Origin of the sequence: Streptomyces sp. NBC_00503 (assembly GCF_036346895.1) — a bacterium.
GTDB lineage: Bacteria > Actinomycetota > Actinomycetes > Streptomycetales > Streptomycetaceae > Streptomyces.
The window spans coordinates 6,815,452-6,827,358 of sequence record NZ_CP107855.1; the positions used below are offsets into that span (position 1 = coordinate 6,815,452).

The following is an 11,907-nucleotide window of genomic DNA, read 5'->3' on the forward strand; positions in this document are numbered from 1 at the left end:
CGGGGCGGCGTGTCGGCGGGACCACGACAGGATCGCATCATGGCCGAATAGGTGGGATGCCCGTCATTGCGGCCATGGCCGGGGTGTCACACGATGAGGTCATGTCGTTGCGAAATGTGCTCGTGCTGCTCTACGACGGGGTGCAGAGCCTGGACGTCACGGGGCCGGTGGAGGTGTTCTCCGGCGCCGAGCGCCACCCGGGACCGGCGCGGTACGCGATCCGGACCGCCTCCCTGGACGGCGCACCGGTCCGCACGAACAGCGGGCTGACGCTGGCACCCGACGGGGAGCTGGAGGGGGAGCGGCCGGGCGCCGGTACGACGCTGCTGGTGCCGGGCGGCCACTACCGGGGGGACTTCGAGCCCAGGCTCACCGACTGGCTGCGCGCGTACGGGGGGCACGCGGAGCGCCTGGTGTCGGTGTGCACGGGCGGACTGCTGCTGGCCGAGGCCGGCCTGCTGGACGGGCGGCGCGCGACGACGCACTGGTACGTGTGCGAGCAGATGGCCCGGGACTACCCGGCCGTCACCGTCGAACCGGACCCGATCTACGTCCGCGACGGTTCGGTGGCCACCTCGGCCGGGGTCACCGCGGGGATCGACCTCGCGCTGGCGCTGGTGGAGGAGGACCACGGGCGGGAACTGGCGCTGTCGGTCGCCCGGCACCTGGTGGTCTACCTGCGAAGGCCCGGAAACCAGGCGCAGTTCAGCGCGCAGCTGGCCGCTCAGACGGCGCGGCGGGAGCCGCTGCGGGACGTGCAGCACTGGATCACGGAGCACCCGGGGGAGGACCTGACCGTGGAGGCGCTGGCGGAACGGGCCGCGCTGTCGCCGCGGCACTTCGCGCGGGCCTTCCAGGCGGAGACGGGGGTCACGCCGGGGCGGTACGTGGAGCGGGTGCGGGTCGAACACGCGCGGCGGCTGCTGGAGGAGGGCGCCGAGGGGGTGGCCCAGATCTCCCGGGCCTGCGGGTACGGGACCCCGGAGGCCCTCCGACGGGCCTTCGTCAAGACCCTGGGCCAGTCGCCGGCGGAGTACCGCAGACGGTTCGGCGCCCCGCGCTGACGACCGACGAACAACGAAAAACGACCGACACCTGACACCTGACACCTGACACCTGACACCCGACACCCGCTCCGGAGGAGCCATGCAGATCGCCGTACTGCTCTACGACCGCTTCACCGCCCTCGACGCCATCGGCCCCTTCGACACCCTCGGCCGCCTGCCGGGTGCCGAGACCGTCTTCGTCTCCGAGCGGCCCGGCCCCGTCCGCACCGACAACGGGAACCTCGCCCTCGTCGCCGACAAGGGGCTCGGCGAGGTGACGCGGCCGGACATCGTCATCGTGCCCGGCGGTCCGCACCCCGAGCTGGAGATGAAGAACCCCGCCGTGCTCGACTGGCTGCGGGCCGTGGACGCCACCACCACCTGGACCACTTCCGTCTGCACCGGCTCGCTGCTGCTCGCCGCCGCGGGCCTGCTCGACGGCCGGCGGGCCACCAGCCACTGGCTGTACCTGGACCAGCTGGCGCCGTTCGGGGTTCAGTCCACCGGCGAGCGGGTGGTCTTCGACGGGAAGTACGTGACGGCCGCGGGGGTCTCGTCCGGGATCGACATGGGGCTCACGCTCCTCGGCCGCATCGCCGGGGACGAGATCGCGCAGACCGTGCAGCTGATGACCGAGTACGACCCGCAGCCGCCCTACGACGCCGGTTCCCCGGACAAGGCTCCGGCCGAACTCGTCGCGAGGCTCCGCGCGCTCACTCCGCCGACGGGATCCCGGTAGGCACCGGAGCCACGGCCGGGCCCGGGCCCAGCCCCGACCCCGGGGCGGGGCCCGGCTCCGGGCTCCAGGTGAAGGCCGGCGCGCGCCGCCCGAGGAAGGCGGCGACGCCCTCCGCCATCTCCCCGCTGCCCGCGGCCTGCGCCGCCCAGTGCGCGTCCCGGTCCGTGCGGCCGTCCGCGAACTCCTTCGCCGAAGCCTGGGTGAGCTGCGAACGGGTGGTCAGGATCCGGGTGAACTCCGCCACCCGCTTGGCCAGTTCGCCGGCCGGGAGCAGCTCGTCCAGGAAGCCCGTGCGCAGCGCCCGGTCGGCGTCGACCAACTCAGCGGAGAAGAGCAGGTACTTGGCGGCGGCCGGCCCAACCAGCGCCGCGAGCCGCCGGGTCGACGAGGCCGGGTAGACGATGCCCAGCTTCGCCGGGGTCACGCCGAAGGAGGCGCCCTCCTCCGCGAAGCGCAGATCACAGGCGGCCGCCAGCTGGCTGCCGCCGCCCACGCAGAAGCCGCGGATCGCGGCCAGCGTGGGCTTGGGGAAGGCGGCCAGGGCCTCCTCCGCGGCGACGGCCAGGGCCTGCGGATCGTCGTCCCCGGTCAGCGAGGAGATGTCCGCCCCCGCGCAGAAGGTCTCACCGGCTCCGGTCAGCACGAGCACCCGTACGGCCGGGTCGGCCGCCAGCCCGGCCAGCAGCTCCGGCAGCCCGCTCCACATCGCCGCCGTCATGGCGTTGCGCTTGGCGGGGTGGGAGATCACGACGGTGGCGACACCTTCGGAGACCGAGGAGAGGAGGGCTGCGCCCGGGGCTGCGTCCATGCGCCGGATGCTATCCCGGACGGTCAAACCTATGATCAAGAGATCCGGGGTAGCGGGGGAATCCGTTCGGGGGTGCGAGGAGGTGGCGTGTCCATGGGCGCAGACCGTTCCGGTGGCCCCCGGGAGAACCAGGCTGACAAGAAGCAGGTCAGCCGTAGTTTCGGAGTGATGGCCCTGCTCGGGGTGTTGCTGGTGCTGGCCGGGCTGGTGGGCCTCGTCTACACCGGCGTCGCCACCCTGACCACGATGTTCCTCTTCGGCTGGCTGCTGCTGGCGGGCGGAGTGGTGGGGCTGCTCCAGGCCTTCCAGTCGCGCAAGAGCAACTACTTCTGGCTCGCCGTCATCGTCGCCGCGATCAACATGGCGGCCGGGTTCGTGATCCTGCGCCGCCCGGAGGCGAGCGCCGAGGCGCTGACGATGTTTGCCGCGCTGCTGTTCCTCACCGGAGGGGTCTTCCGGCTGGTCGGCGCCCTCGTGGTGCGCGGCGCGCACTTCGGGCTGACCCTGGTCCAGGGTGCCTTCGGGATCCTGCTGGGCTTCCTGATCCTGTCCAACTGGCCCGGCAGCAGTCTGTACGTGATCGGAACCTTCTTCTCCCTCGCGCTGCTCTTCGACGGCCTCAGCCTGATCGCGCTGGGCATGGGTGCGCGCCGCATCCTGGGCCTGGTCAAGGACGGGGACGAGCCCACGACGACGGACGGGGCGGCGGCCGGGGCGGCGGCCGGGGCTGCGGATGCCGCGGCGGACAAGGCAGGCGAGCCGGACAAGGTGCGCGAGGCGGCCGAGAAGCGTCGATCGGAAGATCAGGAACAGTCGAACAACTGACTCTGTCATACGCCAACGGTCAGAAAGTGTCCGAATGACGCTGACTTCTGGTCAGCGGTCCGGTCCGGACCAGTCCGGTCCCCACTCTTGACGTGTGGAGACGATCGAGCGTGAAGACGGGGGCCGGGAGATGGATGTCAGCGGGAGCGTCCCGCCAGTCATGGGGGGTGAGCCGGAGGCTCCGGCCGCCCCCCTCGCGTACGAGGGAGTGTGGCGATTCACCGCTCCCGCTCTAGAAGAATCCGTTCCGCAGGCGCGCCGGGCGGTCCGTGACCTGCTCGGCCGCCAGGGAGTGCCGGCCGATCAGGACCTGGTCTACTCCCTGCTGCTGATCGTCTCCGAGCTGGTGACGAACTCGGTCCGGCACGCGGCCCTGCTCTCGCCGGAGGTCGCGGTCGAAGTCGCGATCGGCCGGGAGTGGGTACGGGTGGCCGTCGAGGACAACCACCCGTACCGGCCCAAGGCGCTGGAGGCCGATTTCGGCCAGACCGGCGGCCGGGGGCTCCTGCTCGTCAGGGAGATCACCCTGGAGGCCGGCGGGGTCTGCGACGTCGAGCACACCTCGACGGGCGGCAAGGTGATCTGGGCGGCCCTGCCGCTCACCGCACCCGCCGCCCAGGCACCCGCCGCCCCGCCGGTTCCGGCGAGCTGACCGGCGTACCGGCGTACCTGGGCCAGGTCCTACCAGCCCGCCGCGTCGCCCGTCAGCTCGCGGATCGCGGGCCTGGCGGCGTCCAGCACCGTCATGAACCAGGCCGAGAACGGCTCCTCGGCGTTGCGCTCCACCAGTTCCCCGGCGGTCACGAACGCGGTGTCCGCGATCTCCTCCGGGTCCGGCCGCAGGGTCGACTGCGCGAGTCCCACGAACAGGTGGTTGTACTCCTGCTCGACCAGCCCCGACGCCGGGTCCGGATGGTTGTAGCGCACGGTCCCCGCCTCCGCGAGCAGGGAGGGCGACAGCCCCAGCTCCTCGTGGGTCCGCCGGGCCGCCGCCGCGAACGGCGACTCCCCGGGATAGGGGTGACCGCAACACGTGTTCGACCAGACTCCGGGGGAGTGGTACTTCCCGAGGGCGCGCTGCTGGAGCAGGAGCCGGCCCTTCTCGTCGAAGAGGAACACGGAGAACGCCCGGTGCAACAGACCGGGGGCCTGATGAGCGGAGAGCTTCTCCGCCGTGCCGATGGTGTTGCCGGACTCGTCGACCAGTTCGAGCATGATCGGTTCTTGAGTGCCGGTGCCGGTGGACGCGCTGTTCGCGGCGGTGGCTGGTGTGGTCGGCATACCCATCCTTCGCTTCGGACTTCGGCCTTCAGTCTGCCGTACAAAAGAGGTTTGTCCCCACTTCGGTGATCCGCGCATGTCCGCCCCCCGCCACGTGATAAGCGGCGGGGGACGAACCATTCGGCGAACGCGCCCGATTCGGCGGCGTCCGCCGATTCGGCCGTGCGTCAGATTCCGAACGGGGCCGGATATGTGATCGTGCCCGCCGGAACCGGCACGGAATCATCCAGCACCAGCGCCATCATCGCCTCGTCCGGAACCTCGAAAGGCGCCCGGATTCCGAAGCGCGAAGCCGGTGCGAAACCGAAGCGCGGGTAGTACGCGGGATGCCCGAGGACGAGTACGAGCGACTCCCCGCGCTCCTTGGCCGCCGCGAGCACCGCCCCTACGACCGCACTGCCGGCGCCCGAGCGCTGGAGCGCCGGGTCGGTGGCCACCGGGGCGAGCGCGAGCGCGGGGACCCCGTCCACCTCGCACCGGGTGAGCAGGGCGTGCGCCGCGACCGACCCGTCCGGGCCCTCGGCCACGTAGGAGAGGCCGGGCAGCCAGGAGCCGTCCACCCGCAGCGCGTCCACGAGGTCCGCCTCGGCGGGGGTCCCGAAGGCGGCCGAGTTCAGTGCGTGCACGGCGGCCGTGTCGGCCGCGGTCTCCGGGCGGGTGGGCCAGGCGCCGCCGTCCCCGGCCGTCGCCGGGCGCAGGACGTAGGCCGTGTACCCGTACTCGTGCCCGTACCGCGCCCGTACGTCGAGCTCCTCGGTGACGAAGCCCAGCGCGGCCGCGGCCTGCGGCCCGGCCGGCTCCGGGGCGGCGGCCACCCGCTCGCCGAGGGGGCCGTAGTACGCGGCCCAGTCGGAGTCGGGCTGCCGGTGGACGCCGAGCACCTGGTACCCGGCGGCCTGGACGGCGGCGAGGTTGCGGGCGGTGGAGCGCAGCGCGTAGTGCGGGTCCCAGAAGGCGCGGACCCCGGCGGAGGGCTCCGGGACGGTCCATTCGCATTCGCTCAGCACGAGGGTGCCGCCGGGTGCGAGGAGCCGCTTCCAGCGGGCGAGCGCGCTCGCGAAGCCGATGTTGTAGGCGGAGCCCTCGGACCAGAGGAGGTCGAAGGAACCATCCGGATAGGGGAGGTCGGCCATGTCCGCCTTGACGGCGTGCACGCGGTCGGCGAGCCCGCGGGCCGCCGCGGCGGTGCGGAGCTCGTCGAGGAATCCGTCGTTCAGGTCGACGGCGGTGACATCGGCGCCCCGGTCGCCCGCTTCCGCGGCGAGCAGCAGGGCGCTCGGGCCCGGACCGCAGCCCAGATCCAGGACGCGCGGCCGATCGGGCAGCGGTCCGCACAGGGACAGCAGGTGGCGGGTGGTGGCCTCGGAGCCGGGGGACTGCCGGGGCAGTCCGCGGTGCAGCCGGATGAAGGCTTCGAAGAAGAGGTCGTCGTCGAAGGGGTCGGTGCGGTCGAAGAGGTCGGTGTTGTCGTCGTTGTCGGTGGTATCGGTGGTATCGGTCAACGTGAACCCTTGAACGGGGGCTCCGGCCGACCGGCCCGTCGGTGAGATCAGGCCCGGCCGGATGCCCGGAAGGAGGTGGGGATGGACCGGAGTTCGTCGCCGCCCGTGGCCGCGACCTCTACGACGGTCATCAACCCACCTCTTCCTCGTTCGTTTCCGGTATTCGTGATGTTTCACACGGATTGGGACGCAATGCCGGTATTCGCACACGTCTGCGATCAGGCTAACACCGCGACGGTTTGAGTCCCCCGGCGTTCTCGTCAATGATGATCAGGCCGAGGGCCATGGCCCCGGGATATTCGGCTTATCGGGGCGTAAACGGGCGGTGAACCCCGGCTTCCGTTCATCCGATAGCCTCTGCCGACGTGCGGCCGCCCCACCTGGTGCGTCCTGGGACACGTCCCGTTTCGTGTGTTCGCGCAAGGAGTGAGTTCGTCTGCCGACCGTCATCCTTACCGGCCTGCCGGTCCCCGGATCGCCGCTCGCGGACGATTTGCGCTCCCTCGGCTTCGACGTGCGGCCCGCGGCCACCCCGCAGGAGACCGCCGCCGCGCTGGCCCTCGTACCCGCCGATCAGCGGGTCGCCCTCGTCGACGGCGGGTTCGTCGGGCACGCGCACGCCCTGCGGCTCGCGCTGACCGATCCGCGGTTCGACGCCTGCGCCGTCACCGGGGCCTTCGCGGTCCAGCCGGGCGCCCGCGCGGCCCTCGACCGGGCCGCGGCCCTCGCCGTGACCTCGCCGGAGCAGCAGGGCGGCCCGTACCCGGACCTGCTCGCCGCCGCGGTCGAGGCCGACGGCACCGCCGTCCAGCGCCCCGACCTCGGAACCCTCGTCGCCGCCGTCCCCGCGAGCGCCGCCGAGCGCGACGCGGCGAGCGCCGCCGTGGCCGCCGTCGACGGCGAGGCCGTCCGGCTGCGCACCGCCGTGAAGTCCCGCGACGGGTTCTTCACCACCTTCTTCATCAGCCCGTACTCGCGCTACATCGCCCGCTGGTGCGCGCGCCGGGGCCTGACCCCGAACCAGATCACCACCGCCTCCCTGATCACCGCCCTGATCGCGGCCGGCTGCGCCGCGACCGGCGAGCGCGGGGGCTACGTCGCCGCCGGTGTGCTGCTCCTCGTCTCCTTCGTCCTGGACTGCGTCGACGGGCAGGTCGCCCGGTACGCGCTCCAGTACTCGACGATGGGCGCCTGGCTCGACGCCACCTTCGACCGCGCGAAGGAGTACTCCTTCTACGCGGGCCTCGCGCTCGGCGCGGCCAGGAACGGCGACGACGTATGGGCCCTGGCCCTCGGCGCCATGATCCTCATGACCTGCCGGCACGTCGTGGACTTCGCCTTCAACGAGGCCAACCACGACGCCACGGCCAATACGAGCCCCACCGCGGCCCTCTCCGGCAGGCTCGACAGCGTCGGCTGGACGGTCTGGGTCCGCCGGATGATCATCCTGCCGATCGGTGAGCGGTGGGCCATGATCGCGGTGCTGACCGCCGTGACCAGCCCCCGGATCGTCTTCTACGCCCTCCTCGTCGGCTGTGCCTTCGGCGCGCTCTACACCACCGCCGGCCGGGTCCTGCGCTCGCTGACCCGCAAGGCGAAGCGGACCGACCGGGCTGCGCAGGCGCTGGCCGACCTCGCCGACTCGGGCCCGATCGCCGAGTTCACGGGCCGCATCGTGGGCCGGATGGCCCCCGGCGCCGGGATCGCCGCAGCCGTGATCGGCTCGGGGGCCCTGTTGTGGGCGGCCTGGGCGTACGCGTTCGGCTCCCGCCAGGTGGTCGTCGCCGCCGTCTTCTACGCGGTCCTCGCCGGCGCGGCCGTGGCCCGCCCCCTCAAGGGCGCCCTCGACTGGCTCGTCCCGCCCGTCTTCCGGGCCGCCGAATACACCACGGTGCTGATCCTCGCCGCCAAGGCGGACGTACCCGGGGCCCTTCCGGCGGCATTCGGACTGGTCGCGGCGGTCGCCTACCATCACTACGACACGGTGTACCGCATCCGCGGTGGCACCGGCGCGCCCCCGCACTGGCTGGTGCGGACGACCGGCGGGCACGAGGGCCGGGTCCTGTTGACCACGGTCCTGGCCTCCGTCCTGGCATCGCGCGCCACCGACTTCCCCGTCGCGCTCACGGCCCTGGCCGTGTTCGTGGCACTCGTGGTGCTCGTGGAGAGCATCCGCTTCTGGGTTTCCTCCGGGGCACCCGCCGTACATGATGAAGGAGAACCAGCATGATCGGCCTCGTCCTCGCTGCCGGTGCCGGACGCCGCCTGCGTCCCTACACCGACACCCTGCCCAAGGCCCTCGTACCCGTGGGCCCCGAAGGCGACGAGGAGAGCCTCACGGTCCTCGACATGACCCTCGGCAACTTCGCCGAGGTGGGCCTCACCGAGGTCGCCATCGTCGTCGGCTACCGCAAGGAAGCCGTGTACGAGCGCCGGGAGGCCCTGGAGGCCAAGTACGGGGTCAAGATCACGCTGATCGACAACGACAAGGCCGAGGAGTGGAACAACGCCTACTCCCTGTGGTGCGCGCGTGACGTCCTCAAGCAGGGTGTGATTCTTGCCAACGGCGACACCGTCCACCCGGTCTCCGTGGAGAAGACCCTGCTCGCCGCCCGCGGCCAGGGCCAGAAGATCATCCTCGCCCTCGACACGGTCAAGCACCTGGCCGACGAGGAGATGAAGGTCATCACCGCCGAGGGCAAGGGCGTCCAGCGGATCACCAAGCTGATGGACCCCGCCACCGCCACCGGCGAGTACATCGGCGTCACCCTCATCGAGCCGGAGGCCGCCGAGGCGCTGGCCGAGGCCCTGAAGACCACCTTCGAGCGCGACCCCGACCTCTACTACGAGGACGGCTACCAGCAGCTCGTCAACGACGGCTTCACGATCGACGTGGCCCCCATCGGCGACGTCAAGTGGGTCGAGATCGACAACCACGACGACCTCGCCAAGGGCCGGACGATCGCATGCCTGTACTGACGCGGCTGATCCCCTCGCCTGTTGTCGTCGACATCAGCCGGGGGGCGATGGACGATCTGGCCGGCCTCCTGGCCGACCAGCGCGTCTCCGCGTCCGGAAAGCTCGCCATCGCGATCAGCGGAGGCTCCGGTGCGGTGCTGCGCGCCAAGCTGGAGCCCGTGCTGCCGCACGCCGACTGGTACGCCGTCGTCGACGGGACCATCGACTCCGCGGTCAAGCTCGCCGACGACATAAAGGGCCGCCGCTACGACGCCGTCGTGGGCCTGGGCGGCGGCAAGATCATCGACGTGGCGAAGTACGCCGCGGCGCGGGTCGGGCTGCCCATGGTGGCCGTCGCCACCAACCTCTCCCACGACGGCATCTGTTCTCCGGTGTCCATCCTGGACAACGACAACGGCCGGGGCTCCTACGGAGTCCCCATGCCGATCGCGATGGTCGTCGACCTCGACGTCATCAGGGAGGCCCCGGTGCGGTTCATCCGCGCCGGCGTCGGCGACGCGATCTCCAACATCTCGGCCATCGCCGACTGGGAGCTCTCGCACAAGGTCACCGGCGAGCCCGTCGACGGCCTGGCCGCCGCCATGGCCCGTACCGCCGGCGAGTCCGTACTGCGCCACCCCGGTGGATGCGGCGACGACGAGTTCCTCACCGTGCTCTCCGAGGCGCTCGTGCTCTCCGGCATCGCCATGGCGATCAGCGGGGACACCCGCCCGTCGTCCGGCGCCTGCCACGAGATCAGCCACGCCTTCGACCTGCTCTTCCCGGGGCGCTCCGCGCTCCACGGCGAGCAGGTCGGCATCGGAGCGGCCTTCGCGATGCACCTGCGGGGGTCCGCCGAGCAGTCCGGGCTCTTCGTCGAGGTGCTGCGGCGCCACGGCCTGCCCGTGCGGCCCGAGGAGATCGGGTTCAGCGTGGACGAGTTCGTCACGGCCGTGGAGTACGCACCCCAGACCCGTCCGGGACGCTTCACGATCCTGGAGCACCTCAACCTGTCCGCAGCCGAGATCAGGGACGCATACGCCGACTATGCCCAGACCATCCGTAGCTGAACTCCGGCCCGTCGTCCACCCGCCGGGCGTCAAGGACCGGCGCAGTGGCGAGCACTGGGGCGGACGCCTCTACATGCGCGAGATCTCCCTGCGCATCACCCGGGTCCTGGTGGGCACCAAGGTCACGCCCAACCAGCTGACCTACCTGATGACGCTCGCCGGTGTCCTCGCCGCCCCGGCCCTGCTGGTGCCCGGCGTCTGGGGCGCCGTGCTCGGCCTGGTCATGGTCCAGCTCTACCTGCTGCTCGACTGCGTCGACGGCGAGGTGGCCCGCTGGAAGAAGCAGTACTCGCTCTCCGGCGTGTACATGGACCGGGTCGGCGCCTACCTGTGCGACGCCGCGGTCCTGGTCGGCTTCGGCCTGCGCGCCAGCGACCTGTGGGGCACCGGCCGGATCGACTGGCTGTGGGCCTTCCTGGGCACCCTCGCCGCGCTCGGCGCGATCCTGATCAAGGCCGAGACGGACCTGGTCGGCGTCGCCCGGCACCAGACCGGCAAGCCGCCGGTCCAGGAGTCGGCCGCCGAGCCGCGCTCCTCCGGCATGGCCCTCGCCCGCCGGGCCGCGGCCGCGCTCAAGTTCCACCGGCTCGTCCTCGGCATCGAGGCGTCGATGCTCATCGTGCTGCTGGCCGTCCTGGACCAGGTCCGCGGCGACCTGTACTTCTCCCGGCTCGGCGTCGCCGTGCTGGCGGGCATCGCGCTGCTCCAGACCGTTCTGCACCTGGTGTCGATCATGGCCTCCAGCAGGCTCAAGTGACGACGCCGATGCGGCTGGGCGCCGTGATCATCACCATGGGCAACCGGCCCGACGAGCTCAAGGCGCTCCTCGACTCCGTGGCCCGCCAGGACGGGCCCCCGGTCGAGGTGGCCGTCGTGGGTCAGGGCGTGAAGCTCACCGGGCTTCCCGAGGGCGTACGCGCCGTCGAGCTGCCCGAGAACCTGGGCATCCCGGGCGGCCGCAACGTGGGCATCGAGGCCTTCGGACCCGGCGGACGCGAGGTGGACGCCCTGCTCTTCCTCGACGACGACGGGCTGCTGGAGCGCACCGACACCGCCGAGCTGTGCCGGCAGGCCTTCACCGAGGACCCCGAGCTCGGGATCGTCAGCTTCCGGATCGCCGATCCGGAGACCGGCGAGACCCAGCGCCGGCACGTGCCCCGGCTGCGCGCCGCCGACCCGCTGCGCTCCTCGCGCGTGACCACCTTCCTGGGCGGCGCCAATGCCGTCCGCACGAAGGTGTTCGAGCAGGTCGGGGACCTGCCGGGAGAGTTCTTCTACGCCCACGAGGAGACCGACCTGGCCTGGCGGGCGCTCGACGCCGGCTGGCAGATCGACTACCGCGCGGACATGGTGCTCCTGCACCCCACGACGGCCCCCTCCCGGCACGCGGTCTACCACCGTATGGTGGCCCGCAACCGGGTGTGGCTCGCCCGCCGCAACCTTCCCGCCCCGCTGGTCCCGGTCTACGTGGGCGTCTGGCTCCTCCTGACGCTCCTGCGCAGGCCCTCGATGCCGGCGCTCAAGGCCTGGTTCGGCGGGTTCAAGGAGGGGTGGACCACCCCCTGCGGACCCCGGCGCCCCATGAGGTGGCGTACGGTCTGGCGGCTGACCCGGCTGGGCCGACCGCCTGTCATCTGATCCCCCCGCGTCTGAGAACATGGCGCGATCACGACCCCAT

General features: G+C 71.8%; 12 protein-coding genes. 9 read left to right on the forward strand and 3 right to left on the reverse strand.

Annotation, left to right across the window (positions count from 1 at the left end):
* The first annotated feature begins 101 nt into the window (after positions 1-101).
* Entirely contained in the window at positions 102-1,064 is a 963-nt protein-coding gene (locus OG490_RS31025; RefSeq protein WP_330299575.1) for a GlxA family transcriptional regulator, read from the forward strand.
* Positions 1,065-1,146: 82 nt separating this feature from the next.
* Positions 1,147-1,785: a DJ-1/PfpI family protein gene (locus OG490_RS31030; RefSeq protein ID WP_330299576.1), complete on the forward strand. Its 639-nt coding sequence runs from the start codon at positions 1,147-1,149 to the stop codon at positions 1,783-1,785.
* On the opposite strand, the gene OG490_RS31035 is transcribed toward OG490_RS31030, so the two are convergent.
* Positions 1,760-2,593: an enoyl-CoA hydratase/isomerase family protein gene (locus OG490_RS31035; protein ID WP_330299577.1), complete on the reverse strand. Its 834-nt coding sequence runs from the start codon at positions 2,591-2,593 to the stop codon at positions 1,760-1,762. The genes OG490_RS31030 and OG490_RS31035 overlap by 26 nt on opposite strands.
* Before the next feature lie 93 nt (positions 2,594-2,686).
* On the opposite strand from OG490_RS31035, the gene OG490_RS31040 reads away from it, so the two are divergent.
* Positions 2,687-3,418 (forward strand): HdeD family acid-resistance protein, encoded by a 732-nt coding sequence (locus OG490_RS31040; RefSeq protein WP_330299578.1) that lies wholly within the window; start codon positions 2,687-2,689, stop codon positions 3,416-3,418.
* A 130-nt stretch (positions 3,419-3,548) separates the two neighbouring features.
* Positions 3,549-4,070, forward strand: coding sequence for an ATP-binding protein (locus OG490_RS31045; protein ID WP_443065994.1), 522 nt, complete (start codon positions 3,549-3,551; stop codon positions 4,068-4,070).
* 29 nt (positions 4,071-4,099) lie between these two features.
* Here the strand turns inward: OG490_RS31045 and idi are convergent, their stop codons facing one another.
* Together idi and OG490_RS31055 are read right to left on the reverse strand one after the other, a co-directional pair.
* Positions 4,100-4,699 (reverse strand): isopentenyl-diphosphate Delta-isomerase, encoded by a 600-nt coding sequence (gene idi / locus OG490_RS31050; RefSeq protein ID WP_330299580.1) that lies wholly within the window; start codon positions 4,697-4,699, stop codon positions 4,100-4,102.
* Between the two features lie 167 nt (positions 4,700-4,866).
* A complete protein-coding gene (locus OG490_RS31055) occupies positions 4,867-6,105 on the reverse strand; it encodes a bifunctional class I SAM-dependent methyltransferase/N-acetyltransferase (RefSeq protein ID WP_330301137.1) in 1,239 nt (412 codons plus the stop codon).
* 532 nt (positions 6,106-6,637) lie between these two features.
* On the opposite strand from OG490_RS31055, the gene OG490_RS31060 reads away from it, so the two are divergent.
* Genes OG490_RS31060 through OG490_RS31080 form a run of 5 tightly spaced genes read left to right on the forward strand, consistent with a single transcriptional unit; the run spans position 6,638 to position 11,867 of the window.
* Positions 6,638-8,431 carry a DUF5941 domain-containing protein gene (locus tag OG490_RS31060; RefSeq protein WP_330301138.1) on the forward strand — a complete coding sequence of 598 codons (1,794 nt, stop codon included), beginning with the start codon at positions 6,638-6,640 and terminating at the stop codon, positions 8,429-8,431.
* The gene (locus OG490_RS31065; RefSeq protein WP_330299581.1) at positions 8,428-9,180 is read left to right on the forward strand and encodes a phosphocholine cytidylyltransferase family protein; all 753 of its coding nucleotides are present in this window, start codon (positions 8,428-8,430) and stop codon (positions 9,178-9,180) included. The genes OG490_RS31060 and OG490_RS31065 overlap by 4 nt, the downstream gene beginning before the upstream one ends.
* On the forward strand, positions 9,168-10,229 hold the full coding sequence (locus tag OG490_RS31070; protein WP_330299582.1) for an iron-containing alcohol dehydrogenase family protein: 1,062 nt from the start codon (positions 9,168-9,170) through the stop codon (positions 10,227-10,229). Before OG490_RS31065 ends, OG490_RS31070 begins: the two co-directional genes overlap by 13 nt.
* The gene (locus OG490_RS31075; RefSeq protein WP_330299583.1) at positions 10,207-10,986 is read left to right on the forward strand and encodes a CDP-alcohol phosphatidyltransferase family protein; all 780 of its coding nucleotides are present in this window, start codon (positions 10,207-10,209) and stop codon (positions 10,984-10,986) included. The genes OG490_RS31070 and OG490_RS31075 overlap by 23 nt, the downstream gene beginning before the upstream one ends.
* An 8-nt stretch (positions 10,987-10,994) precedes the next feature.
* Positions 10,995-11,867, forward strand: coding sequence for a glycosyltransferase family 2 protein (locus OG490_RS31080; protein ID WP_443065995.1), 873 nt, complete (start codon positions 10,995-10,997; stop codon positions 11,865-11,867).
* The last annotated feature ends 40 nt before the right edge of the window (positions 11,868-11,907 follow it).

What these genes read in the sequence shown, in the direction of transcription:
- OG490_RS31025 (WP_330299575.1), top strand. Translation starts at nt 102, where the DNA reads ATGTCGTTGCGAAATGTGCTCGTGCTGCTCTACGACGGGGTGCAGAGC.
- OG490_RS31030 (WP_330299576.1), top strand. Translation starts at nt 1,147, where the DNA reads ATGCAGATCGCCGTACTGCTCTACGACCGCTTCACCGCCCTCGACGCC.
- OG490_RS31035 (WP_330299577.1), bottom strand. Translation starts at nt 2,593, where the DNA reads ATGGACGCAGCCCCGGGCGCAGCCCTCCTCTCCTCGGTCTCCGAAGGT.
- OG490_RS31040 (WP_330299578.1), top strand. Translation starts at nt 2,687, where the DNA reads ATGGGCGCAGACCGTTCCGGTGGCCCCCGGGAGAACCAGGCTGACAAG.
- OG490_RS31045 (WP_443065994.1), top strand. Translation starts at nt 3,549, where the DNA reads ATGGATGTCAGCGGGAGCGTCCCGCCAGTCATGGGGGGTGAGCCGGAG.
- idi (WP_330299580.1), bottom strand. Translation starts at nt 4,699, where the DNA reads ATGCCGACCACACCAGCCACCGCCGCGAACAGCGCGTCCACCGGCACC.
- OG490_RS31065 (WP_330299581.1), top strand. Translation starts at nt 8,428, where the DNA reads ATGATCGGCCTCGTCCTCGCTGCCGGTGCCGGACGCCGCCTGCGTCCC.
- OG490_RS31070 (WP_330299582.1), top strand. Translation starts at nt 9,168, where the DNA reads ATGCCTGTACTGACGCGGCTGATCCCCTCGCCTGTTGTCGTCGACATC.
- OG490_RS31075 (WP_330299583.1), top strand. Translation starts at nt 10,207, where the DNA reads ATGCCCAGACCATCCGTAGCTGAACTCCGGCCCGTCGTCCACCCGCCG.
- OG490_RS31080 (WP_443065995.1), top strand. Translation starts at nt 10,995, where the DNA reads ATGCGGCTGGGCGCCGTGATCATCACCATGGGCAACCGGCCCGACGAG.